Origin of the sequence: Desulfobacter vibrioformis DSM 8776 (assembly GCF_000745975.1) — a bacterium.
GTDB classification, from domain to species: Bacteria; Desulfobacterota; Desulfobacteria; order Desulfobacterales; family Desulfobacteraceae; genus Desulfobacter; species Desulfobacter vibrioformis.
Genome location: NZ_JQKJ01000042.1, coordinates 1 through 22,931 on the forward strand (window position 1 = coordinate 1; position 22,931 = coordinate 22,931).

The window sequence follows — 22,931 nt, forward strand, 5'->3', positions numbered from 1 at the left end:
CAATGTATTCAAAGGCCTACGATCTTCCAGGATGCCTCCGAACCAGCAATATGGTCGACAGGCTGATGCAGAGAATGGACCGACACCTGAATTCTGCGTTTTACTTTCATGGGAGTTTGGCTTCTGCGGAACTGAGCATCAGGGGGTGGGCGCTTATCCACAATTTTGCTCCATGCAACCCAAAAACGATAAAAAATCACGATGGATTGAAAAGTCCGGCAGAGTGGCTAAACAAATCCAGCTATCATGAAAACTGGCTCCAAAACTTGCTGACATCGGCATCATTGGGAGGTTACAGGCACGTACCCCCAAATCCGTTATAGCCAGCTTTTTTTTTTTTTAAATCCCAATTCAGTGACCAGCCTTTCCGTTTCTTCCTGGGTCAGGCGTATATGTGCCGGCGGACCAGGAGGCCCATCCATTTTTTTGAATTCGATTACGGCCAGGCATCCCCCGGGTTTAAGAAGGTTGAGAACTTGTTTTAAGACTGTCTGTGCGGCATTCATCTCCTTGAAATCATGCAGTACTGTGGCCATCAGGCACAGGTCCAAGCTATGGGCTTCTATCTCTATCCCCTTGGTGGCATCCGCCTTGATGGTTGCAATGGCAGCGCCCTCTTTTTTCCGAGCCTCCTTTTCCAGTATCCCAAGTCCCGCTTCCCAGAGGTCAACGGCATAGACCAGTCCGGACGGCCCTGCAAGCTGCGATAGAAACAGCGAATAAAGTCCTTTCCCGCATGCCAGATCCAGAATCACAGATCCCTGGTGAACCGACAGGCTCTGTTTTAAAATATCGGTGTTAATCAGTTCAAAACTGCTTTTGCCTGCTCCTTTGGGCTTTGCCTGGTCCATTAATTTGTTTCCTTGGGAATTTGTATCTTGTCTGGTTTTCCACCGGTTTTGACCGTGGTATGATTATCATCAATATCCTGTTTTCGAACCCTGGGTCAACCTGGGACTAATCCGCATCTACCGGCTGGGACAGGGTGCGCTGGAAAAAATAGGATGACTGGGGCAGATTTTTTTTACCGCAGTCATCCTGATCCTGGTAGAAAGAAAAGGGGTTAGGCAGCCTTGACTTCAATTAGTCTGGGTTTGGCAGCTTCGGATTTGGGCAGATGGAGGGTGAGAACCCCATCTTTCAGCTTAGCCGCTACAGTTTCCACGTTAATGGTCTGGGGGATGGAAAAGCTTCTGACATATTCAACATCCACAAATTCCTCCCAGTTTGACACGCCCTGGTGGTCCAGCCGGCGGATACCGGAGATGGAGAGCTTGCCGTTTTCAATGTTTACCGTGACATCATCTTTGCGAACCCCGGGCATGTCCGCATAAAGCAGGATCTCATTTTCATTTTCATAAATGTCTACTGACGGGGTGGCGGTTCTCAGTTCACGGGTTTTCTCAATAGTTTTGTCTTCGGTTCTGGTGATATCTTTTCTGTCAGTCATGGTAACCTCCTGGATTTTATCCTTGTCGTTCAGTTTATATTTAATTAATAGTGATCTGCCTGGGTTTAGCAGTTTCTGATTTGGGAAGTGTGAGATACAAAATGCCGTCTTTAAGGGCTGCATCAACTTTTTCCGCATCAACCTCATCGGGCAGGGTAAAGCTGCGTGAGAATGTGGTGGCAGATCTTTCATTCCTGTGGGATTTATACCCCTCGGGCGTTTCAATTACACGTTTTCCGCTTATTTCAAGATAATTGCCCTGAATTTTAATGCTTATGTCATCCTTTGAGATACCCGGGAGTTCAGCCCGGACTTCAAATTTGTCACCGTTTTCCAGAAGGTTGGTTCTGGGTGAGTTGGTCTCCAGGGAAAATGCAGGTCCATACAGGTAAGGCCTGTTAGTTTCATTGAAGAGTCTGTCCATTCTGGCGCGGAGCAGATCCATGGCCCCAAACATTCTGTCGATTTCATTCATTCTTGTAAACATAGTTCATACTCCTTTCTATTTATTGTTGTTTCTGCCGGATGGCTGGTTAAGTTCGCCTCCTGTTTGTTTGAAAATAAAATGAGCATAAAAAATATGCTGTCAATATAACTGTTATTATTTTTTTGTATCAAACATTAAAGTAATATATATTCCTCAAAACAGCCCAGGTGAAAGACCTTTGTTTTAATCCGGAACTTACTTTTTTATCTCTTTGAATGTTTCAAGCCCGTTCATCCCGGGCAGGTGCACATCCGGAATCACCAGATCAAGGGGCGTGATTTTGACAATTTCAATGCCGGCTTTTCCGGAGGCGGCAGACACCACATCATAGTGCCCTTCTGTGAGAAGTTTGGAAAAACTGATTCTCAGCTGGTCGTCATCGTCAATGATCAAAATTTTTGCCATGGGCATCCTCTCCTGCCGGCAGTGTGATGGTGAAACAGGTCCCCTGGTCTTCCTGACTGTCCAGCACCAGACATCCGCCATGCTCACTGATGATATTAAAACAGATGCTCAACCCAAGACCTGTTCCGTCGTCTTTTGTTGTAAAAAATGGATTGAAAACTTCATTCTGGATAGATGCGGGAATGCCGGGCCCGGAATCCTGGATTCTTATGACTGCCGTGTCCCTGTCTGTGTTAATGCTGTCCATGGTTTCGGTGATGGTAATGCGGCCTCCTTTTTTCATGGCTTCGCAGGCATTGATGATGATGTTGGCCATGGCCTCCTTGAGCTGGCCGGCATCCAGCAGAACCTCGTCCAGGGGGGCACTGCGAATCAGATGGACAGTTACACCGTAGGATTTCAGGCGCTGTTCCAACAGCCGCAGGGTGTTGTCCACCACCTGGGATGGACTTTGTTTTTCCATGGTCAGTTTCGGCGGTCTGGAAAATTCCAGGAAATTTTCCAGAATTTTGTTGATCTGCCCGATTTCCGTTGAAATGACGCTGATATTCTCCTTTTGGTCGCCGGACAACTTTCCGGACCGTCCCAGGGAAAACAACCTCATTTTAATTGATGTCATGGGATTTCTGATGGAGTGAGCCATGCCTGCGGCAAGCCTGCCGACTAATGCAAGTTTTTCCGACTGCATCAGGGTTTCCCGGTTCCGGACAAGTTCGGCATGGGTTTGTTCGGCATTTTCAATCAAACCGTGAACGCTGCTTTTTAACGCTGCCATTTCGTTACCTGACACCCGGCCATCTCCCATTTGATCTGCCTCTGCCGCCAGTTTACGGATGGGCCCAAGGATGTGGCGGGTGAAAATATAATTGATCAAAAGGCTGAGCAGTACCACGGTAACAATAGCCAGAAGGCTGATATATCGCAAATGCCTGGCATCGGTGCGGCTGTCCTCCACAGCATGATCTATGGCTTTTTTATGTGCGGTTTTAAATTTTTCACAGAGCTCAAAAATTCTGAAAAAGTTTGCCCTTACTTCCCGGTGAAGGGCGGCTCCGGTACCCGGGTCGCCCTTTTCATATAAAGCCATCACCCGGTCCTTGGCCTTAATATAAGTCGTGTACACGGATTCAATTCTGGCAAGGGCCTCCTTTTCCCAGTCCTCTGTGACCAGGGGCTTGGCACAGGCCAGCTGGCTTTCAAAATCCAGTTTAAAGTCAGCCAACTGCCTGAGCCATTCAGGATTTTTGTCCAGAAGATAATAGGACAGGTATCCTTTCTGGTTGAGCAAAGAGGTTTCAAGGGCTTCGGCAGCCTGGTACACAGGGATATGTCTTGCAACAATACCGGTGAACAGATCTTCTGTTTTATAAGTATACCAGATCATGGCAATGGTTCCCATGACCGTTATTCCTAAAAGTACGGCATTGGCAAGATAGACCCGTTGTCTCAGGCTCATTAATGATATCTCCTTAAATATCCCCGGAGCGCCTCAGCAGCAGCCGCGCTTCGGCCTTGCGGATGCGTTCTTCCTGTTCGTCCTTGCGCTTCCAGGCATTGGCCAGTTTTGCGCTGATATCTTCAAAATCCGCCGGTTTCATCAGGTAATCAAAGGCCCCTTCCTTCATGCCTTCCACAGCCGTTTCCGTGGACCCGTGCCCGGTGAGAAGGATCACTTCCACCAAGGGATAAGCGGCCTTGATTTTTTTCAAGGTCTCTATGCCGTCCATGCCGGGCATGCGGATATCCAGGATCACCACGTCGATCTGAGTTTTTTCAAGCAGGTCAAGGGCTTCTTGTCCTGAATAGGCGGCAGACACCGTTTCCCCCTGCCGGGTCAGGCGTAGGGAAAACATCTCTACAAAATCTTTTTCATCGTCAACGATCAAGATTTTTACCGGTATTTTTACCATGGGTTTTTTCTCCTTAAAAAATTTATGAAAGAACTTGTAATTGTTTAATCGGAATGCCATTCAGGCAGGCAGATCGTAAAGGTCGCGCCGTGTCCGGGTTCTGATTCCACACGGATGCTGCCTGAAAGCCCGGTGATTATTTTGTGCACCACAAACAGCCCAAGTCCGGTGCCGGACTCATTTTCCGACACATTGGGCTTGGTGGTGAAAAAAGGATCAAATATTTTCTTCATATTCTCCGGCGTGATGCCGCTGCCGTTATCCCGGACTTCAAGACAGACCGACTGATCTTTTCTGTAAAGGGCCAGCCGGATCTGTCCGCCGGTCTGAACGGCATCCACCGCGTTTTCCAGAAGATTGATCAATACCTGGCGGACCTGGAACGGATCGGTGTACATCAGCATCTGGTGTTCAGGCTCAGTATCCCATTGCACAGATACCTTTTTAGCCTGTGTTTTCTGTTTAATCAACACCACGGTATCCTCGGAGAGCTGGCGGATATCCACCGGGGAGAGACCTTGGCTGTGTTTCTGAACGTAGCCCAGCAGCTGGTGCGTGATCCGTCTGGCCCTGTCCACGCTTTTCTCTATTTTGTCAAGTCCCTTGAAAAGCATATCTTTTTCCGGAATCTGCCCCGGGCCCTCCAGCACCATGCGCATGAACCCGGCCGACTCCTTGATAATAGCCAGCGGATTGTTGATTTCATGGGCAATGCCTGTGGACATGGTGCCAAGGGAGGCCAGGCGCTGGGTATGCATCATGCGTTTCTCCAGACGCCGCCTGAAGATTTTATCCCGCTCCCGGGCCGCCTCCAGGCGTTTAAGTTCCCAGGCCTGGCGGATCTTGCCGGCCAGGTGGTCGATCTCCACGGGTTTGGACAGATAGTCAAAGGCTCCGGCCTTGACCCCTTCCACCCCTTCGGTTACAGCGGCATTTCCGGTCAGAAAAATTACCTTCAGGCCTGGATGGTATTTGTTAATGGCCTTAAAGGTCTCTATGCCCGACATACCGGGCATCTTCATATCCAGCACCACCACATCGGCTTCATTAGCGCCGAGGTATTCCAGGCAGGAGGTGCCGTCCGGTGCCTGGCTGACGACCATATCCCGTCGCTCCAGACGCCGGGCAATGGCGTTGCGAAAGCTGTCCTCATCGTCTACCAGCAGCACACGGACAACTTTTCCGGTATCATTTTCAAGGGTATTGATTTCCATCAGGTTCTCAGCAAGAGCCTCCTATATTAGACCCAAAAATTTCCACCATGTACATACCACGCCTACCAGTATCAGAAGCAGGGTTGGCGTTGCCACAAGCCCGAGCTTAGTCAGATCCGAAGACTTAAAGTATTTGTATGAATAGGCAATGGCATTGGGCGGACAGCCGATGACCAGCAGCATGGCAAAGGATGTGGCCATACCAAGACCCAGGGCCAGGATGGTCGGGTTGACCCCTTCAAGCTGGGCCATGGGAATAACAATGGGCAGAATTAACGCGGCTGCCGCCACATTGGCCATGGCATTGGTAACAAGGGCGCCGAACACAGCCACACCCACAAAGAGCACCAGCCACCCTTTGCCCTGGATCAGCGGGAAAAACAGGTTGGCAAAGTAGTCTGCTGCGCCGGAATAGCCCATGGCAAGGCCCAGGGAAATACCGCCGCCAAAGATGAACAGGGCTGTACCCCACTCCAGGTTGTCGTTGATGTCCCGCCATTTAAGTACGCCGAACAATACCAGACAGGTTACGCCCACCATACCGGTGACGGAATAGTGCAGGCCGTGGATGCCCTTGGTGAGCCATGACACAAAGGAGATGGCAATAATGATCAGCGCTTTTTTCTCGGTTGCTGTCATGGGGCCTAAATCTTCATCAAAAGCCGGGAGTTTGAATTTCGGGTCTGGCCGGTAAACCAGGTAGGTGACCAGAACAGCAACAGGCACACAGACAATGGCTGCCGGCATACAATACTTGATCCATTCAAAAAAGGTGATTTCAATGCCGGTGAACTCTTTTAAAAATGCAGCGGACACCATGCACCGGCCACCGCCCACCAGGGTTCCCATGCCGCCGCAGGAGCAGGCAAAGGGCAGGGACAGCATCATGAATTTTGCCGTGTTGGTATGCGGTTCAATGCCCACGGCCCGCATCAGCGGAAGCATGGTGACAATACCGATGGCACAGGCGGCTGCATCATGCATGAAAGAAGACGCAATCCCCAAACCCATGGCAATGATAAAGGTAAACCGTGTTACGGAATTGCCTGCTTTTTTGATAATATAATACCCTAATCGTTTTGTCAGCCCCACCTTGTCCAGGGCAATGGCAAAGATCAGGCAACACATGATGAAAATAACAACAGGATGCATATAAGGCGCCCATGCCCCTTTCACATCGGTGATGCCCAAAATTACAAGGGAGGCACCAATGAGCACGGCCGTAATTTCAAGAGGAATGGGCTCCACCACAAACAGAATGACCAGCACCGCAAGCACGGATAAAAACCGTTTCGCCTTGGGGCTCATGCCGTCCACATAATCCACATTCACTTCTGAAAGGCCCATTTCCTTGGCCTGGCCGACAAGGTATTGCACCCGGGCCTGGTCGGTGCCAGGGGCCTTGGCCGTCAAAAGAATCGGTTTTCCCGGTGCTGTTTGCTGGGTTGAAAAATATTGTGAAACTGCCTGACTTAACTGGTCTGCGCCGGTGCCGGAAAGTTTGAATTTTGTCCCTTCCGGCCTGGGCAGAATAAACACGATTACACCTATCAACACTGCTACCGCCAGTTTGAATCCGCTCGATTTGAATATCATTGGTCTGTTTCTCCGTTCTGTTTGTTTTTGGCCTGCCGTGCCAGGCTGATTTTTTTCATTAATTCTTTCAGTTCGCAGGGTTTTGTCAGGTAATCAAAGGCGCCCAGGGTCATACCTTCCTCGGCGGCTGTTCTCGAACCGTGTCCGGTCAGAATGATCACCGGCAGGTCCGGGGCCATTTTCCTGACAATTTTCAACACCGCAATGCCGTCCATATCTTCCATCTTCAGATCCAGGACCATTACATCAAACCGGGCCTCACGAAGCGCCCGCAGCGCTTCAGCACCGGAATAGGCCTTGACGGCTTCAATGCCCCGGCGGCCCAGCCGGTTGCTCAGCACATCCACAAATTCTTTCTCATCATCCACCAGAAGCAGACGGGTATGGGGTATCTCTTTCATTTTTATACCATGCGCCCGGTGATTTCCTTGGCCCTGGCCTCCATGATCTTTTCTTCATGTTTAAATTTTTTGGTAGCCGCCTCTTCAATCTTGGCAATCAGCTCTTCCAGATTGCAGGGTTTCATCAGGTAGTCGAATGCGCCGCGTTTCATCCCTTCAATGGCATTTTCCACTGTGGCATGGCCCGTGAGCATGATCACTTCCACCAGCGGATTTTCATTTTTAATGGCCGCAAGGGTTTCAAGTCCGTCCATGCCGGGCATCTTCACGTCAAGAACCACCACATCCGTGTTGGTGTTTTCTGACAGAAAGTTTACGGCGGACTGCCCGTCATAAACGGCGTCCGCTTTAAATTCGCGTTTTTCAATCCGTTTGATCAGGGTGTCCAGAAAGGCTTTCTCATCATCGACAAATAAAAGTTTCATCTGCAAATTCTCCCTAAATGGTTTAAAGGTTATTGGCTGTATCGCTTGTTGGCGGTTTGGCTGTGTGGCGGATATTCAGGGGCAACCGGATTAAGAAACAGGTGCCTTTTCCCACCTGGCTTTCCACTTCAATGGTGCCGCCCATTTTCTGAATAATGCCGTAACAGATGGAAAGGCCTAATCCTGTGCCTTTTCCCACGGCCTTGGTGGTGAAGAAAGGATCAAAAATCCGGTCCAGGTATTGGGCTGGAATGCCCGGTCCGTTGTCGTTCACTTTAATTTCAATGCTATTATCGTCCTGGGCCTTGACGCCGGTTACAATCTCCACGGTGCCGCCGTCTTTGCCCATGGCATCAATGGCGTTGTTGGTCAGGTTTAAAATAACCTGCTGCAGTTCGGAGGGGGAAAACCGGATAAAGGGCAGGTCAGGGGCAAGCCGGGTGGAAATAGTGACATTGTTGTACCGGGCCATCTGGGCGGTAAGCCCGACAATTTCCCGGATGGTGTCATTGATGTCTATATCTGCCACCGTGGCATCGCTTTTCCGGGCAAAACTTAACAATTTATGGGTAATATCCTTGCAGCGCCGGCCCTGGGTTGAGATCTGTCTAATGGCCCGGTGAAACTCACTCTTGTTATCCGGGGTCATTCCGGGCTCCTCTTCGAGAAGATCGCTCATCCACCCGGCCTCTTCCACCATGATGGCCACAGGGTTGTTGATTTCATGGGCAATGCCCGCAGCAAGCCTCCCAATGGAGGCCAGTTTTCCGCTTTCCACCACCTGCTGGTTCATGGATTCATTTTTCCGGTCTGCCTGTGCGATGCGTTTGACAAGATTTCTGGAGAGTGTAAAAGAAACTGACACGATGGCGGCACAACCCAGCAGAAATATGATAAGGGTCAGTACTTCGGCTTTCCACATATCCCTTAACGCATCCCCGGCATCCTGGCGGAACACCATGCGCCAGTCCACGGTTTTAAACAGGGCCAGGGCATACAGGCAGGTGTTGCCCTTGTCATTTTCATGCTTGAGAACAAGTGTGTGATTGTCTTTGAAAATGGCTGGATCCGCAATAAATGAAGGGACGATTTCCATGGTTCCCGAGCGGGGAAGCGTCTGGAGATCTCCCTTGGCATTGACAATGAATGCCGTACCGGTTCTCCCGATCTGGACATTTTCAACCAGACTGTTAAAGGCTGTAAAATTAATGGTGGATCTCAGGATATAGGTGCGGCCCTGGGCGGACAGTTTGACGGCCAGGATAAAATGGGGATGGCCCCGAAGACCGGCAAAGACATCGGAAATATAATAGGGGCTGTTCATGGCCTTTAAAAACCAGGCCGCCTCGCTGTAATCGGCATTGACAAGGCGGAAGGGGCCTTCATAGGCTAACTGGATACCATCTGAATCCACAAGGCCCAGATCCGTAAACACATCTCCGTATTCATCTTTTAGTTCAGATAGTTGTGATATGAGAAATTGCTGGGCCATCTTGGGATCAGTCGTGGGCAGCAGCCGGGCCAGGTAACGGATATTTCCCAGTTTTTCCGTAAGAAATGCATCAATGTTCTGGGTGTGCTTGAGCACCAATTCACTGATATGGGCACTGATTTTTTCAGAATAAGCCAGATGAAACCGCCAGCACAGAATGCCAGAGGTCAGCATCATGGGGATAATGGAAACCAGCAGGATACGGATTCTGATATTCCGGGTCAGTACCTGATAAAACTCTTTTCTGTCAGCTATGGGTTCGTGCATAATCTCTATGGCTCCTGTGAGGCCGTTTATTAGGCTTAATTTTTTGTACACAAGAGTATCAAGATATATGCCAGTTGAGGGAAAGCGTTAAAAAAAGAGGTCAATGTATTGAAATTAATCGACAATTCAAAGAATGTGACAGGTGGTCAAAAAGGTTGTCACCTGTCACGTTTCTTTACAGCGTGTAAAGATCCAGTTTTTCAATATCAATCGTAATTTCAATTTCACCCGAGGCAGGGGTGCTGACCTTTTTAAATCCCAGTTTGTCGGCAAGACGAAGCATCTGCCTGTTTTCACGCAGCACCACACCAAATACCCGTTTCAGGCCGTATCGTTTGGAAAACGCCAGGCAGGACTTCAGAAGCGCCGCTCCGACCCCCTTGCCCTGCCAGGAATCAGCCAGCATGATGGCAAATTCGCCCTCTGTGCCGTTGGCGGTGAATATGATTCTGGCCGAGCCAATAATCTTTTCTCCAGACTGGGCAGGAAACAGCGCCACCAGGGCAACTTCCCGGTCATAATCAATCTGGGTGAGTTGGATCAGCATCCGTTTGGACAATTGTTTAAGCGGTGTGAAAAAACGTAAGTATACAGTCTGGGCCGACAGTTTTGTAAAAAAATCCAGCATGGGTTCGGCATCTTCGGGCTTTACCGGACGGATCAGCACCTGTTCACTCTCCTGGGTGGTATACAGCTGTTCCTGCCAGGCCGGATACGGGCTGATGATCAGGTGGTCCGGCGCTTCTGCCGGGGGAGGGGCCAGGTGGATGCAGGCGTTAAACCCCATAAGTTGCCCATTGATGACTGCCACGGGATTGATCTTAAGTTCGCAGATCTGGGGAAAATCGGTGACCAGACGGCTCAGGCGTATTAAAAGGGTTTCCACGAGACTCTGGTCTACGGCTTTGAACTGATGGTTCCCTTTCAATGCCTTGGCTATTTTCGTCGCGCTGATGGTCCGGGCAGCCAGGACTGAATTTAAAGGCGGCAGGGCCAGTGCAGTATCCTGATAGATTTCAGACATCGCGCCGCCCATGCCGAATTTAATGACCGGCCCGAACAGGGCGTCAAGTTTTGCACCGGCATAAAGTTCAAAGTCCGGTGCCTTATTCCGGACAGATTTTGCAAGGCTTACGGGGATGCCGTAGGCCTCCAGGATCGTTTTTGCATCGGCGCCACTCAATATGAGCTGGTTGTTTTTCAGATGGGATTCAATCATTGACCTGGCCTGCTCATGGTTGATCTTCAGCTTGATGTCGCGCCTGACCGGTATTTCGTTGAGCATGTCAATATTGCGGCTGTGCCTGTACAATCCCACAAATGCGCTCACCGCTTTTTCCGGGGTGTCATAGGTCAGCACTTCTTTTTCCTTGAGAATCTGCCGGGCTTTGTCCATGCTTGCTCCGCCCAGCCAGGCCGTAAATACAGGGCAGGGCAGGGAGGCGATCTGGCCAGCCAGGCCCTGGGCAAGATCAGCCGGGGCAAAGTGCTCCACTGGCGAATGGATCATGAGGATGCCGTCCACCTCCGGTGCCTGGGCTGCAATGGTAACGGCCCGGACAATCTGGGCACAGGAGGCATTTGCCAGGACATCCACAGGATTGGTTTTGCTCCATGCTTTTTCAAGGGTGGCTTCCAGGGCCTTAATGGTTTGAGGGCTGAGCACCGCCGGGTTAAGGCCAAAAGATGAAAGGGCATCCACCGCCATTACGCCCGGACCGCCGGCATTGGTGACAATGGCCAGTCGTCTGCCCGTGGGCCGATGATGTTTTGCCAGAATCCGGGTGAAGTCAAACAATTGTTCAAACGTGTCCACCCTAAGGATGCCTGCTCGTTCAAAGGCAATATCATAGACCGCATCTTCTCCGGCAAGTGCGCCGGTATGAAAAGAGGAGGCCCAGGTCCCGGCTGCCGAGCGCCCGGATTTCAGGCAGATGATCGGCTTTATCCGGGAGACTGCCCGGGCTGCGCTCATAAAGTTTCGGATCCGGGCGATGTTTTCCATATACATGATAATACTGTCCACGTCCCTTTGCTCGCCTAGATAATCAATCATATCGGCAAAATTAACGTCCAGCATGGATCCTAAATTGACGATATGGCTGAACCCCAGATTTTCCTTTTCAGCCAGATCCACGACCGAGGCGCACACGGATCCGGACTGGGACAGAAAGGCAACGCGGCCCTTGGCCGGGGTGCCCGGCATATGGGATGCATTCAGGTTAAACGGGGGATGGGCAATGCCCATGCAGTTGGGGCCGATGATGCGTATACCGCTTTGTCCGGCAGCGGCCTTGATCTGCAGTTCAATCCGGGAACCCTGATCCCCTGTCTCCCTGCCCCCGCCACTGATGACCACGGCACCTGCTACGTCTTTGTCTGCGCACGCTTCAATGATCTGGGGAACCTGGTTGATGGGTGCTGCCACTAGGGCCAGGTCTACAATGCCCTGAATATCTCTGATATTTTTTGAGGCAGGCAGATTCATAATTTTGGAACGCGCTGGATTGACAGGATAAACAGCGCCCTTAAACCCGCCTTCAATGATGTTGCGTATCAGGGTATGACCCATCTGGCCCTGTTCGTCGTCGTCGGCCCCGATGACAGCAATGGAACCGGGATTGAACATTCTGGATAAATTTTGCGTACCCATCTGCCCCTCCTTTTTTAACCGATCGTTAAAGCATTAAGAACCGCAGCAGTCCTAAGTATAGGTCATGGAATCAGCCAAATCGTAAATTTTCTGGACGCGTAAATAATTTTTCTGGGGATTCGTCCCAGACTGAAATTTTCAACATCTGACACGCCCCTGCGGCTCATGACAATGGTGTCACATTCTGCGGTGCGGGCCACGTCCAGAAGCGCGCCTGCCCGGCTCTGGGCACCCTGGACAAGGCGGGTTTCGATCCGGTCTTCCGGGATTCCCGCCCGGGTCAGGATCTCTTTTGCCTGGACCAGGGCATCATCAAGCATGTGTTTGGCCTGGAGAGACATGTCTGCAAAGGGATCCTGCCCTTCAGGCACTGAATCTGTAACTGTGGTGCGCATGATTGCGCAAAGAAGAATACGGCAATCGGTTTTTCCCATCATATCCGCCGTGAACCGGACCGCGTGCATGGATCCCGGGGAGCCGTCAACCGCGATGCACAGGTAGTGGCGGATCTCACGGGTTCCGGCGATAATCAAAGGAATGGTGTCTGCTTTTTCCACCAGCTTGGCAGCTACACCACCCATGGTTATGCCGAGAATGGAGTTTGCACTTCCCCTTCTGCGGATGACAAGACAATGGTATTCATTGTTCCTGATTTCGTTGAGAATGCCCCTGGCAACCCCCTTTTCCCGACTGGAAAGCTTGAACCCGATATTGCCCGGCGCATAACCGGCTGCTATCATTTCCTGGCGTGCCTCTTCCAAAAATTGGGTCATTATTTTTTTCTGGCCCATTTCCCAGGCCTTTACCTGGGCTACGGCAATTTTTCTGAAAGAATCCCGGGTCAGATCATAATAGGCTTCGGGCACGGGCGTTGTTATGTTAAATAAAGTGACCTGCCTGTTTCTAAACGGTTTGAAGCTGCACAGATAGTCAACGGTCCTTTCCGCACGTTTTGAGCCGTCAAGGGTAACCAATATTTTTTTCTCATCTGACATGGGGGCACTCCTTTGAAAAACCCCGGGCCGGTTGATTCTGCCGAACCCGGGGGACTTTTTGTTAATGGACGATATCCGGGCCTAAACGAAGCACAGGCACCGGGCTGTGACGAAAGATTTTTTCTATGGTGCTGCCCAGGCTAAATCTGGTCGAACGGCTGCGCCCTTTGGGGCCCAGTACCAGAATGTCGGCACCAATCTCCTGTGACACTGAAAGAATTTGTTCATAAGGTACACCCGAATCAATGGAGATATTTATGTCTTCAATGCTGCTAAGGCCGGCCGCCTTTATCTGGTCGGCCAGAAGATCATACCGCCGCTGTTTTTCCTTTGACAAAAACAGTTCCAAGTCAAACGTATTTTCAGGAATGTAGTGGGACTTTACCCAGGCGATTTCCTTGGTGCTGATGCAGTTGAATACATGCAGTTTTGCCCCACTGGCTTTTGCTACCCACCCGGCCTTGGCCAGGATAGCCGGAGACCAGGGAGAAAAATCAACCGCCGCCATAATGATGCGGATTTTTCCGGCTTCGGGTGTGGCCTTCCCTGGGTGCATGCGTTTGAAAATACGTTTGTCCCTGACGCTGAGCAACGGGGTTGTGCAGTAACGGAACACATATTCCGCAGAACTGCCGAACATGAAACTGGACAGGTTGGACCGGCCCTTATTTGCCATGACAACAAGGTCCGGGCCGATGCGTTCAACCATGTCAAGAATTTCATCTGCCGGATGTCCCATTGAGATACGGATATCCGTTTTGTCGGAAAATTGCGGGAATCGTTCCATGATCAGTTCATTAATCTGGGTTTTCCGCTTCTCTTTGAGTTCGTCCAGATATTCCTTTGTATCTTCCCTGCAGTGGTATATTGTCCCGGTCATGAACACCGGGGTGGCCTCCCTTAGGGAAATAACGGAACAAATGATGACCTTGATATCTCCTTGCTGTGCCAGACCGAAGGCATAAGCCAGGGTCATGGGCGAATAGTCGGACAGGTCAATGCAGGCCATAATAGTTTTGATGTCAGTCATCGGCTGCTCCTTACCGTAATCTTGGGGGAATCAGGTGTTTTCCCATCTCAAAAAACAGATCCTGTTCCCTGATCACTCCTGCGGGCTTGCCGTCTTCAGTGACAATCAGGCGGCGCTGGTTTTGGTCCACCATGATCCAGGCCGCCTCCATCAGGGTGGATTCCGCATCAATGGATACGGGGACCGGGGACATCACCTCACTGATGGTTAAATCTCGGATCTGTTCCACTGCGCTTGTGAACATCCCCCGCCAGAACATGGGGGAGTATTGGATGGAATCCGCCATGGCCGGTTTGGTCGAGGTCAGGTAGGCGGGCAGAATCCGTTCTAGAAGATCACAGATCGTGAGAATGCCTTTGATCTGCTTTTTTTTGTCCATGACCAGTATGGATCTGTGGCCGGTTTCCATGATCAGGTCCGAGGTCGGAAGCGTTACAAAGGAGGCTTTAAGTTCCTGGACAGATTCGGCAATGGTGGCATCCTCGTCAATGGTGGTATACGCACTTAAGGGAATCATGGCCGAGCCTACCAGATCTTCTTCGGGTTTTCCCGTCTGTTGTTTACTCCGGCATGCTTCCCGGATCTTATCGGACAAAAGGTCGATGTCACAAGGCTTTGCCAGGTAGTCAAAGGCACCTAATACCAGGGCCTGTTCTGCCGAATCCTTATCGCCATGGCCCGTGAGCATGATCACGGGCAAATCAGGTTGTAATTTGATTATTTTTTCAAGGACCTCGTGTCCGTCCATGCCGGGCATGCGGATGTCCAGAATGGCAACATCCGGCGACTGATCCAGGCATTTTATGGCCTCGGCTCCGTTTTCCGCAAGAATGGTCTGAAAACCGTTACGCTCCAGAATTTTGCGTGTTGTTTCCCTGAACCGTTTTTCATCATCAACCATTAAGACCTTTATGGGTTGTTTCATTTTATATTGCTCCTATTTAAAATATTTTTTACACACGGCCGGTGACCGCTGTTACGGCCGAATAAATCAGGCACCACTGGACAGGCACAGATATCAAAAGGACGGTAATCGCTTGGGCTTTGGACAGGCCCCCGCTTTGCCGGAATCCTGTATAAACCAGCCAGTATTTCCACGGCTCCGTAAACCAGAGCATGAAGGGCAGCCATGAGATGAGCATGGTGATTCCCGAAGCATAGGCGTAAAGCCCGAACACCAGGGAAAAGCCCTGCTTTTTGCCGCTGATCATCACCATGGTGCAAAAGCCGGTGATGGTGCTGATGAACACCATGCCTGCGGCATTGATAAAATAGATCAATGCCATGACCGCAGGAGATTGGGGACCAGGACCTGTAAGCAGTCCTGCTCCGGCATAAAATCCAGCACACAGGGCTGTAAACCCTAGGGCTTTGCCCAGGGTGTGAACCGCAGGAAGTTCTGCAAAAAACAGGACTGGTTCGATAAGCAGCCGGATCACACCCTGGCTGTAGAATTTCAATGCCGAAAGTGCCCCTGGTGTATTCATTTTATCCTCCTTAGGCGAAAAAGCGTATTCTGAAAGGCTTTTCACTGGACTGTCCTCCATAAACCGTTGTTTAAAACAGCTTGCTTATAACCCCTGCGGCAAGCATGATCAGCGTCATGTAGAAAAATACCCGCCGTTCTGCCTCTTTTGAAAAGTAGATTCTGCTTTTGGTTGTTTGGGCGTTTGTTTTTTTTGACATCTGTGTCATATCGACCTCCTTGAAAATTTCTGTCAGAATCCGGGTAAAGTGCCGAATCCTCTAACGGTCCAGTAAACACCGGTGAGCAACAGCAGTACTACGTTGGCAGCAAAAAACAGAGGAAGACCGGCTCTCAGGTAATCTTTGGGTTCCAGGTAACCGCTGGCATATACAATGGCGTTGGGCGGCGTGCCGATGATCAGGCAGTATGCAAAGGACGAGGCAACTGCCGTGGCCATGGCCATAAAGGGCAGATAAGAGGTGCCCGGATGAACCATGCCGGCCATGTTCAGGGTGATGGGGCCTACGGATGCAGCCGCAGGGCCGTCAGCCATGAGGTTGGTCAGGATAGCGGTCAAACCGTTGGATACAGCCATCAGCGGCAGGCCTGAATCCATGCCGAAATTGGACAAAAATTCAATGGCGGTCCTTGCCAGCCAGTATGCTGCGCCCGTTGAATCCAGGGTCCGGCCAAAGATGATGGCCCCGGCATAGAGCCAGACAACGCCCCAGTCCACACGGTCCTGGTAGTCGCGCCAGTTAACCACGCCGGCCAGGATGTAGGCGATGGCGCCGGCCACGGCAATAACGCCGATACCCAGGCGAATGGGGTAGATACCTATATTGTAAAAGGCTTTTTCCGTAAACCAGCCGAAAACCATGATAATGAAGATGATCAATGCCCAGATCTGGTGCTTGTTCCAGGCACCCATGCGATCGATTTCATGGCGCAGATGATCCATGGCAGGCGCCAGGGACACGGTTTTAGGCCTGAAGCGTATGTTGATGATGAACCAGGACACCGGAATCATAACGAAAAGAAAGGGGAAACAATAGGTGACCCACTGGAAATAACCGATATCAAGGCCGAACATATCAGTGAGATAGGTCATCATGATAACGTTTCTGGCACCGCCGGAAGGTGCGCCAGGACCACCGATATTGCAGGCCATGGCAATGGAGATCATCAACAGTTTGGCAAGTTCTTTGTCCTCGGGCACCTCTTCGGTCAGGCTGTTCTGGTAGAGCAGCATGCCGATGGGCAGGAACATGGCAGCCAGGGCATGGTCGGATATAAAGGCCGCCAGAGGCGTGATGATTAAAAAGAAGATCAGAGTGATCCATTTGGGATTGGGAACGGCCAGGCGCTTGAACATCATCATGCATACCCGTTTGTCCACCCCGGTTTTTACAAAGGCAGCCGCAAACATCAGCGATCCCATGATGAACCAGCAGGCATCAGACCAGTAGAGCATGGCCACCTGCTGACGGCTGACCACGCCGGTGAACACCAGAATCAGGCCAATACAGAAGGCAACTGCCGGCAAGGGGATACATTCGGTTAAGAAACACAGGACCACAAAAACACCCATGGCAATGGCAACCTTGATGTGCCAGGCACCTTTGTCTGCGTTGGCCTTGTCCTTATCCTTGAGGTTTTCATATTTAAGCCCGGTTTTCCGCAGTTCCAGGGCATTGTCCATCAAGACCTTGAAATCCGCCTCATTGACACTGGTTTTAATATACGCCTGTGCCTTTTCAAGGTTGGCCTTCTGGACCGGGATTTTATATTTTTTACACCATTTGGCATCCCGTTTAAGGAATCTCTCCTTACTCAGCGCGCCGATACGCATGTTCTGTTCCATGATCTGGGCGGTGAGCAACTGCCATTGGGCTGCCTCTTCACTTTTGACGGAAAAAAGTTCATTCGTAAGATAAGAGATCACTTTTGAGGGGGCAATGGTGTATTCCATACCCACATCCTTCATGCCGTACGGAGTGGGCATGAGGATCACAGCAAAAAACAGAACCACAGGAAAGATAAAGATTTTCCAGTCTATGTATTTGTCATATCCGGTGACTTTTTTCTTTTCTTGTTTCATTCAATTTACTCCTTGTGTTCAGGTTTACTCTTTCCCCTGCTTGAGAATTTCCCGGGGGGATTTCAAATACTGTTTGGCTTGGGCAGAGCGGATTTTTTCTTCCTGGTTCATGCGTTTCTGGAATGCCAGCTCTGCTTTCTCAATGATCTGTTCAACATCTGCAGGCTTCATCAGATAATCCCAGGCACCTGATTTCAGGCCGTCTATGGCTGAATCCACCGTGGCGTGACCGGTGAGCATGATCACTTCCGTTAACGGATACATCTCCTTGATATGTTTAAGGGTCTCATTGCCGTCCATACCGGGCATCTTCACATCCAGAACCACCACATGGATGTTGTGGGCAGCCATGGTTTCAAGCGCTTTTTCTCCGCTTGGTGCTGTCCAGACCTCGTAGCCTTTTCTTTCAATGAGTTTGCTGGTGGTCTCAAGATAGCGGGGTTCATCATCTACCAGTAACAGTTTCATCTTCTCCATACGATCTCCTCCTTTAAGACGATTGATTTTCATGTGCCGCAAGCTGAATGGAAAACACGGTTCCTTCTCCGGGGCGGCTGTCCACGGACATGGTGCCGCCAAAACTTTCGATGATGCCGAAACATACTGAAAGCCCTAAACCTGTTCCTTTGCCAACGGCTTTTGTTGTGAAAAAGGGTGAAAAAATTTTATCCATATGCTCAGGCGCTATTCCGCACCCATTGTCTTTAACCTGAATGTTCACCATGGTCTGGCCTTCATTGTCCCGGGTTTGGGCTGCACTTATCTCAATTCTGCCGCCTTGGGCGCCGTGCTGATTGGTAACAGCATGCATGGCATTGTTAACCAGGTTCAGCATGACCTGCTGGAACCGTCCGGGATCGCCCATGAAGCTAGGGACATTTTCTTCAATCCGGGTGAGGATCTCTACACCGCTGGTACGGGCGGAGTTTTCAACAAGCTTGAGAATTTCGGGAATAACCGTGCCCGGATCCAAAGTGGTGTGTTTGACTTCTTTTTTTCTGCCGAATTTTAAGATGGCCGAGGTGATCTCATGGCAGCGCTCCACCTGTTTATGGATCTGGTCCACGCTTTCCCGGATATCATTAAAGGTCTGGGGATCGGGGACGGTGTCCTTGCCCGGGTACAGTTCTTCCATGAGAATTTTGATCAGGGCATATTCACTTTTGATGATCTGCAGGGGATTATTGATTTCGTGGGCAAATCCGGCTGCCATTTCCCCGATTTCCGCCAGTTGAACGGCCCGGATCAGCTGGCTGCCCAGCTGTTCTTTTTCCTCGTCCAGGCGCTCCATGCGCCGGCAGATGGTCTCCGAGGTGAAATAGGCCAGGACCACCAGGGCTGCCAGTCCTGAAATGGCGATACCCACACAGATCAGGACCGCAGAGTAAAGCGCTCTGTAAACATCATGTTTTTCCTGGCGTACCACCAGGTACCAGGATTTATTGGCCAGTTTGGATACCGCATATAAAAAAGGCTGGCCCTTGGGTGACAACTGGAAGGTCTGCTGATTAGCGGAAAACTGATTCTGCATCCACCCAAATGCCGGATCTTTATCAAGAAGGGCAATATCCCCGGAACGCCTGGCGGTCTGGGCTACCCCCTCGTGGTTTAAAATGTAGGCTTCGCCTGTTTTGCCCATGCGCACCCCGGATACCATGGAGTCAAAGAACACGGTGTCAATGGTGGCGCGCAACACCCAGGTTTTGTTATTTTCAGTCCTGCGTACGGCCACAACAAAATGAGGGATGTTGCGGTACCCTAGAAAAATATCACTGATGTAAAATCCCCTGAGCATGGTTTTCTGGAACCAGGGCTCTTGGGTATATCTTTTTCCTGCCAGGGCAAAGGATCCGGAATATTTTAAGTGGTTACCTGTTTCGTCAAACAGTCCCAGGTCAACAAAGGCCGCAGACCGTTCCTGCAGACTATGGCAGATGGTGCCGATGGCGCCCTCGGCCATGATGTCCTGGAAGGTATATGCCCGGGTAATCAATTCAAGGTCGGATTTTCTTTCAAGCAGGAATGATTCAATCATCTTGCGGTGGTCTGTCAGGATTCTCTCAAGGCTGGCCTGGGTGGATTTATCCAGGGTTGAAGAAAAGAAGTAGAAGCTGATCCCCAAAACAATAATAAAAGGGATCATGGGGAAAAAAGTCATATTAAGAAAAATTACTCTTTTCAGTTGCTGTCTGTTTTGTTTTAATCTGCTCAAGATTTGCCCCTTTGTTTCTTGTTGAAAAGAAGGTTCGCTTGTTTGGGGCTACATAGAGCAACTATGGTGCCGGATAAAAAACAGGTGTAAAAAAAAGTTTAATATATTGAAATTAAAGAAAGTATTCGCTCGTACGCCAGCACCCCCGGCCAGATTTTAAGCTTAAGTTTGTCGATGGGTTTTTCAAGCTGTAAAAAAAACTGACATATTGAAATCAGGAGCATCGGTTTTGGGAACACCTGAAAGAGGTTAATATTTTGATAGGATAGGAAATTCCATTTTCTGACGTTTAAAACTTAACAACCCGCCCAAAGGACGATAATTTAAGGAGATGCGGGCACTGAGATGCGTTTTTTGTTTTTTTAATCAAAATTGCCATCATTGATAACGAAATAGGTTGGTAATTTTTGTTCAAGCACCAGTTGAAAAAAATAGGAGTAGATTATATGCCAAGTAAAAAAGAGAACCTTGTTCGGAAAGTGCTGGAAGAGCAACAGTCCCGCCAGGCTGGCTACCGGGAGCGTGCTCTTAAGATGTTCCCCTGGATCTGTGCCCATTGTGGCCGTGAGTTTGAAGGCAAACGAGTCAAGGAACTCACGGTTCACCATAAAGACCATAACCATGACAATAACCCGCCTGATGGGAGCAACTGGGAATTACTTTGTATCTATTGCCACGACAACGAACATTCCCGGGACCAGGTCGCTGATGCCTATTCCGATGAAGTTGCCGGGAGTGCCGCAGACTCCGGCGGCACCACCAATCCTTTTGCCGGGCTTGGCGATATGCTGAAAGGTAAATTGTAACCTCTCAGATAAAATTTTCAGGAGAAATCTTAGGAGTTAAAACCCCCGGCATTTGTCTCTATGCGGGGAAGTGGGGTGGGGGGCAAACCTTGATGATTACACCACGGCGGGCTATGCCCGCAACCCAATAAACGGTGATATGAGCTAAGCAGTTCCTCATGTATGATAAAGGTAGATTGAATATTTTTAAAATACAACACGGAACTGCTTATGAAAAATTTTATAGACAGGCTTTCGGGTTTGGTCAAGGATGTGATGACAGGGTTTGACCGTATTGTTTTTAAGGGTTTCATTCTTCCACTGATGTCTGCCTCCGGGGTAATGCACTTTTGCCGGAATAGGGATATTCTTAACAAAAATTACAAAGATTGGTCTCGAATCGACCAGGGAAGCCCTTGAAAAAGGGTTGGCAGGACCGGGAACCCTTGTTCCCTTTAAGACAAAGAGAGCTGAGAGAGGATGACTCCGAGATTTTTTTGTGTCCGGTCTGTATCATAGCCAGAACCTAAAGTCCCAAAGATAAGAATACACCTTTCCTTGACAAGGTTGTCAAAAATGATAACCTATATTAAAACTATTAACCGAATATCCCAATACTAAATTATGACGTGGACAGTTACTTTTTACAACACCAACGTTGAGAGTAAAACCCTGTCATTTCCAGAAGGAATTTTGGCGAATCTAATTCACATTTTGGAATTGATAGAAGAGTTCGGACCAAATCTGGGCAAGCCTCACACCTCACCCATGGGTAAAGGATTATTTGAAATCAGGGCAAAAGGCAAAGAGGGAATTGGCAGATCCTTTTTTTGTACGATTAAGAATAATGAAGTCGTGATTCTTCATTCAATTATTAAAAAGACCCAGAAAACACCGAAAAAGGATTTGGATCTGGCAATAAAAAGAATGAAATACGTTAAAGGAGATTAGAAACAATGAGCAGACCAACTTTTAAAAATTTCAAAGAAAAGGCGTTGAAATACCATAACGTCAAAAAAGAGTATGATGCTCTTGCCCCTGTTTATGAACTCAGAAAAAAATTGATTGAAATGAGGATGAGCAAAGGCCTAACGCAAGCTGAAATTGCAAAAAAAATGGGAACCAACAAAAGTAACATTTCCCGGCTTGAGTGCGGGGAAAATGTTTCTTTTCCGACTCTGGCAACTATTTCCAAGTACGCCAATGCCCTTGGCTATAAAGTAAATGTTGAATTTAAGCCTATTTCCTAATATTTGACTCCGGCATTACCCTACAATACTTTTGGTATTCATGCCCTTTTTTAAGCCCGGCGGTTTCATGAATAATAGACAAATTGTGGGGGTGGCTTTTTCTCAAAATTCTATTGGTAAACAGGATTTTTTTCTATTCAGATAAAATTCGAGTGACTCACTGTTGTTCAAAGACAGAACAAAGGTATCTCAGCATAAGGTCCTCTTTTTGTCTTTAACCGTCCCCCCTTGCCTCATGAATACTGGAAAGAGTGCTTATTCTTAGATGACTAAGCTTTAAACTCAAGTCCAGGTATTTATTTTTTAAGTGATGAATTTTATGTTCCATTCCCTTTTTTATTTTTGGATCAACGTCATCATAATTTACAATGTTCCAGCGTCCGTTCGTCTCTTCTAATGAATCGGTAGACGCCAGCCACTCTATTGAAAGTTGCTCCTCTATCACTACAGCGACACTAAAACACCTAATTTTTTAGCGACAGCAATCTGCTTTTTTCTATGGCTTTGATACGCAATGTAGTTACGTTTCAAATGGTACTTTACAATATCTAAAACCCCTTTCCGTGTAATGGAATGAATCGGCAAAACAGCTTGAAGCAATTTCTTGGCCATTGCTAAACTTAAGCAGTTTTTTTTAACTGCCGTCTGACACGGAAAAGAAAGTGCTGTGCCAGCATTACATAAAGCATGTGCCGATGCCATGCCGGCCATGATCGATGTTCATAGTGATCCATTCCAAGATGCATTTTACCTTCCTGAAAACAGCGCTCAATGGACCATCGCAAACAAG

At 49.2% G+C, this 22,931-nt stretch carries 25 protein-coding genes; 4 read left to right on the forward strand and 21 right to left on the reverse strand.

Annotated features, from left to right (window positions below; translation table 11 throughout):
• Nucleotides 1-250 (forward strand): hypothetical protein (locus tag Q366_RS21815; protein WP_211251917.1); only part of this gene is annotated, 250 nt, incomplete at its 5' end.
• A 67-nt stretch (nt 251-317) separates the two neighbouring features.
• Here Q366_RS21815 and Q366_RS17685 read toward each other — a convergent pair.
• From Q366_RS17685 to Q366_RS17775, 20 genes are all read right to left on the reverse strand, one after another.
• Nucleotides 318-851, reverse strand: a complete 534-nt coding sequence (locus Q366_RS17685; RefSeq protein WP_051958138.1) for a class I SAM-dependent methyltransferase — start codon at nt 849-851, stop codon at nt 318-320.
• A gap of 212 nt (nt 852-1,063) precedes the next feature.
• Nucleotides 1,064-1,450, reverse strand: a complete 387-nt coding sequence (locus tag Q366_RS17690; RefSeq protein WP_035241635.1) for an Hsp20/alpha crystallin family protein — start codon at nt 1,448-1,450, stop codon at nt 1,064-1,066.
• A 40-nt stretch (nt 1,451-1,490) separates the two neighbouring features.
• Nucleotides 1,491-1,937 (reverse strand): Hsp20/alpha crystallin family protein, encoded by a 447-nt coding sequence (locus Q366_RS17695; RefSeq protein WP_035241638.1) that lies wholly within the window; start codon nt 1,935-1,937, stop codon nt 1,491-1,493.
• 195 nt (nt 1,938-2,132) lie between these two features.
• A complete protein-coding gene (locus Q366_RS17700) occupies nt 2,133-2,342 on the reverse strand; it encodes a response regulator (RefSeq protein WP_035241641.1) in 210 nt (69 codons plus the stop codon).
• Nucleotides 2,320-3,798, reverse strand: a complete 1,479-nt coding sequence (locus tag Q366_RS17705) for a sensor histidine kinase (RefSeq protein ID WP_035241645.1) — start codon at nt 3,796-3,798, stop codon at nt 2,320-2,322. The genes Q366_RS17700 and Q366_RS17705 overlap by 23 nt, the downstream gene beginning before the upstream one ends.
• A 13-nt stretch (nt 3,799-3,811) precedes the next feature.
• Entirely contained in the window at nt 3,812-4,252 is a 441-nt protein-coding gene (locus tag Q366_RS17710; protein WP_035241705.1) for a sigma-54-dependent transcriptional regulator, read from the reverse strand.
• Between the two features lie 44 nt (nt 4,253-4,296).
• Nucleotides 4,297-5,466: a hybrid sensor histidine kinase/response regulator gene (locus Q366_RS17715; RefSeq protein WP_035241648.1), complete on the reverse strand. Its 1,170-nt coding sequence runs from the start codon at nt 5,464-5,466 to the stop codon at nt 4,297-4,299.
• Between the two features lie 21 nt (nt 5,467-5,487).
• Complete coding sequence (locus Q366_RS17720) at nt 5,488-7,062, reverse strand: SLC13 family permease (RefSeq protein WP_035241651.1); 1,575 nt, start codon at nt 7,060-7,062, stop codon at nt 5,488-5,490.
• Nucleotides 7,059-7,463 (reverse strand): response regulator, encoded by a 405-nt coding sequence (locus Q366_RS17725; protein WP_035241654.1) that lies wholly within the window; start codon nt 7,461-7,463, stop codon nt 7,059-7,061. The genes Q366_RS17720 and Q366_RS17725 overlap by 4 nt, the downstream gene beginning before the upstream one ends.
• 2 nt (nt 7,464-7,465) lie before the next feature.
• Nucleotides 7,466-7,888, reverse strand: coding sequence for a response regulator (locus Q366_RS17730; RefSeq protein WP_035241656.1), 423 nt, complete (start codon nt 7,886-7,888; stop codon nt 7,466-7,468).
• A 22-nt stretch (nt 7,889-7,910) separates the two neighbouring features.
• Nucleotides 7,911-9,647 carry a sensor histidine kinase gene (locus tag Q366_RS17735; RefSeq protein ID WP_035241659.1) on the reverse strand — a complete coding sequence of 579 codons (1,737 nt, stop codon included), beginning with the start codon at nt 9,645-9,647 and terminating at the stop codon, nt 7,911-7,913.
• Nucleotides 9,648-9,822: 175 nt separating this feature from the next.
• The gene (locus Q366_RS17740; protein WP_035241662.1) at nt 9,823-12,300 is read right to left on the reverse strand and encodes a bifunctional acetate--CoA ligase family protein/GNAT family N-acetyltransferase; all 2,478 of its coding nucleotides are present in this window, start codon (nt 12,298-12,300) and stop codon (nt 9,823-9,825) included.
• 62 nt (nt 12,301-12,362) lie between these two features.
• Complete coding sequence (locus Q366_RS17745) at nt 12,363-13,295, reverse strand: universal stress protein (protein WP_035241664.1); 933 nt, start codon at nt 13,293-13,295, stop codon at nt 12,363-12,365.
• A 61-nt stretch (nt 13,296-13,356) separates the two neighbouring features.
• Nucleotides 13,357-14,325, reverse strand: a complete 969-nt coding sequence (locus Q366_RS17750; RefSeq protein ID WP_035241667.1) for a universal stress protein — start codon at nt 14,323-14,325, stop codon at nt 13,357-13,359.
• 10 nt (nt 14,326-14,335) lie between these two features.
• Nucleotides 14,336-15,250, reverse strand: coding sequence for a response regulator (locus Q366_RS17755; protein WP_035241671.1), 915 nt, complete (start codon nt 15,248-15,250; stop codon nt 14,336-14,338).
• 28 nt (nt 15,251-15,278) lie between these two features.
• Nucleotides 15,279-15,812: a hypothetical protein gene (locus Q366_RS17760; RefSeq protein WP_035241674.1), complete on the reverse strand. Its 534-nt coding sequence runs from the start codon at nt 15,810-15,812 to the stop codon at nt 15,279-15,281.
• Between the two features lie 70 nt (nt 15,813-15,882).
• Nucleotides 15,883-16,020, reverse strand: a complete 138-nt coding sequence (locus tag Q366_RS21645) for a hypothetical protein (protein ID WP_169742990.1) — start codon at nt 16,018-16,020, stop codon at nt 15,883-15,885.
• Between the two features lie 23 nt (nt 16,021-16,043).
• On the reverse strand, nt 16,044-17,894 hold the full coding sequence (locus Q366_RS17765) for an SLC13 family permease (protein ID WP_035241677.1): 1,851 nt from the start codon (nt 17,892-17,894) through the stop codon (nt 16,044-16,046).
• Between the two features lie 24 nt (nt 17,895-17,918).
• Complete coding sequence (locus Q366_RS17770; RefSeq protein ID WP_035241680.1) at nt 17,919-18,371, reverse strand: response regulator; 453 nt, start codon at nt 18,369-18,371, stop codon at nt 17,919-17,921.
• A 13-nt stretch (nt 18,372-18,384) separates the two neighbouring features.
• Nucleotides 18,385-20,106 (reverse strand): sensor histidine kinase, encoded by a 1,722-nt coding sequence (locus tag Q366_RS17775; RefSeq protein ID WP_035241683.1) that lies wholly within the window; start codon nt 20,104-20,106, stop codon nt 18,385-18,387.
• A 446-nt stretch (nt 20,107-20,552) separates the two neighbouring features.
• Between Q366_RS17775 and Q366_RS17780 the strand changes: the two genes are divergently transcribed.
• From Q366_RS17780 to Q366_RS17795, 3 genes are all read left to right on the forward strand, one after another.
• A complete protein-coding gene (locus Q366_RS17780) occupies nt 20,553-20,912 on the forward strand; it encodes a YajD family HNH nuclease (RefSeq protein WP_035241685.1) in 360 nt (119 codons plus the stop codon).
• A gap of 603 nt (nt 20,913-21,515) precedes the next feature.
• Nucleotides 21,516-21,842: a type II toxin-antitoxin system RelE/ParE family toxin gene (locus tag Q366_RS17790; RefSeq protein ID WP_035241692.1), complete on the forward strand. Its 327-nt coding sequence runs from the start codon at nt 21,516-21,518 to the stop codon at nt 21,840-21,842.
• A 5-nt stretch (nt 21,843-21,847) separates the two neighbouring features.
• Complete coding sequence (locus Q366_RS17795; protein WP_035241694.1) at nt 21,848-22,141, forward strand: helix-turn-helix domain-containing protein; 294 nt, start codon at nt 21,848-21,850, stop codon at nt 22,139-22,141.
• A gap of 444 nt (nt 22,142-22,585) precedes the next feature.
• On the opposite strand, the gene Q366_RS17805 is transcribed toward Q366_RS17795, so the two are convergent.
• Nucleotides 22,586-22,852: a hypothetical protein gene (locus Q366_RS17805; RefSeq protein ID WP_035241700.1), complete on the reverse strand. Its 267-nt coding sequence runs from the start codon at nt 22,850-22,852 to the stop codon at nt 22,586-22,588.
• Nucleotides 22,853-22,931 lie beyond the last annotated feature (79 nt).

Bases quoted from the DNA above. Each gene is read 5' to 3' on its own strand.
- Q366_RS17705 (WP_035241645.1), bottom strand. From the start codon at position 3,798: ATGAGCCTGAGACAACGGGTCTATCTTGCCAATGCCGTACTTTTAGGA.
- Q366_RS17695 (WP_035241638.1), bottom strand. From the start codon at position 1,937: ATGTTTACAAGAATGAATGAAATCGACAGAATGTTTGGGGCCATGGAT.
- Q366_RS17770 (WP_035241680.1), bottom strand. From the start codon at position 18,371: ATGGAGAAGATGAAACTGTTACTGGTAGATGATGAACCCCGCTATCTT.
- Q366_RS17795 (WP_035241694.1), top strand. From the start codon at position 21,848: ATGAGCAGACCAACTTTTAAAAATTTCAAAGAAAAGGCGTTGAAATAC.
- Q366_RS17760 (WP_035241674.1), bottom strand. From the start codon at position 15,812: ATGAATACACCAGGGGCACTTTCGGCATTGAAATTCTACAGCCAGGGT.
- Q366_RS17720 (WP_035241651.1), bottom strand. From the start codon at position 7,062: ATGATATTCAAATCGAGCGGATTCAAACTGGCGGTAGCAGTGTTGATA.
- Q366_RS17690 (WP_035241635.1), bottom strand. From the start codon at position 1,450: ATGACTGACAGAAAAGATATCACCAGAACCGAAGACAAAACTATTGAG.
- Q366_RS17735 (WP_035241659.1), bottom strand. From the start codon at position 9,647: ATGCACGAACCCATAGCTGACAGAAAAGAGTTTTATCAGGTACTGACC.
- Q366_RS17780 (WP_035241685.1), top strand. From the start codon at position 20,553: ATGCCAAGTAAAAAAGAGAACCTTGTTCGGAAAGTGCTGGAAGAGCAA.
- Q366_RS17710 (WP_035241705.1), bottom strand. From the start codon at position 4,252: ATGGTAAAAATACCGGTAAAAATCTTGATCGTTGACGATGAAAAAGAT.
- Q366_RS17745 (WP_035241664.1), bottom strand. From the start codon at position 13,295: ATGTCAGATGAGAAAAAAATATTGGTTACCCTTGACGGCTCAAAACGT.
- Q366_RS17750 (WP_035241667.1), bottom strand. From the start codon at position 14,325: ATGACTGACATCAAAACTATTATGGCCTGCATTGACCTGTCCGACTAT.
- Q366_RS17755 (WP_035241671.1), bottom strand. From the start codon at position 15,250: ATGAAACAACCCATAAAGGTCTTAATGGTTGATGATGAAAAACGGTTC.
- Q366_RS17685 (WP_051958138.1), bottom strand. From the start codon at position 851: ATGGACCAGGCAAAGCCCAAAGGAGCAGGCAAAAGCAGTTTTGAACTG.
- Q366_RS17805 (WP_035241700.1), bottom strand. From the start codon at position 22,852: ATGGCCGGCATGGCATCGGCACATGCTTTATGTAATGCTGGCACAGCA.
- Q366_RS17790 (WP_035241692.1), top strand. From the start codon at position 21,516: ATGACGTGGACAGTTACTTTTTACAACACCAACGTTGAGAGTAAAACC.
- Q366_RS17765 (WP_035241677.1), bottom strand. From the start codon at position 17,894: ATGAAACAAGAAAAGAAAAAAGTCACCGGATATGACAAATACATAGAC.
- Q366_RS21645 (WP_169742990.1), bottom strand. From the start codon at position 16,020: ATGACACAGATGTCAAAAAAAACAAACGCCCAAACAACCAAAAGCAGA.
- Q366_RS17740 (WP_035241662.1), bottom strand. From the start codon at position 12,300: ATGGGTACGCAAAATTTATCCAGAATGTTCAATCCCGGTTCCATTGCT.
- Q366_RS17730 (WP_035241656.1), bottom strand. From the start codon at position 7,888: ATGAAACTTTTATTTGTCGATGATGAGAAAGCCTTTCTGGACACCCTG.
- Q366_RS17725 (WP_035241654.1), bottom strand. From the start codon at position 7,463: ATGAAAGAGATACCCCATACCCGTCTGCTTCTGGTGGATGATGAGAAA.
- Q366_RS17715 (WP_035241648.1), bottom strand. From the start codon at position 5,466: ATGGAAATCAATACCCTTGAAAATGATACCGGAAAAGTTGTCCGTGTG.
- Q366_RS17700 (WP_035241641.1), bottom strand. From the start codon at position 2,342: ATGGCAAAAATTTTGATCATTGACGATGACGACCAGCTGAGAATCAGT.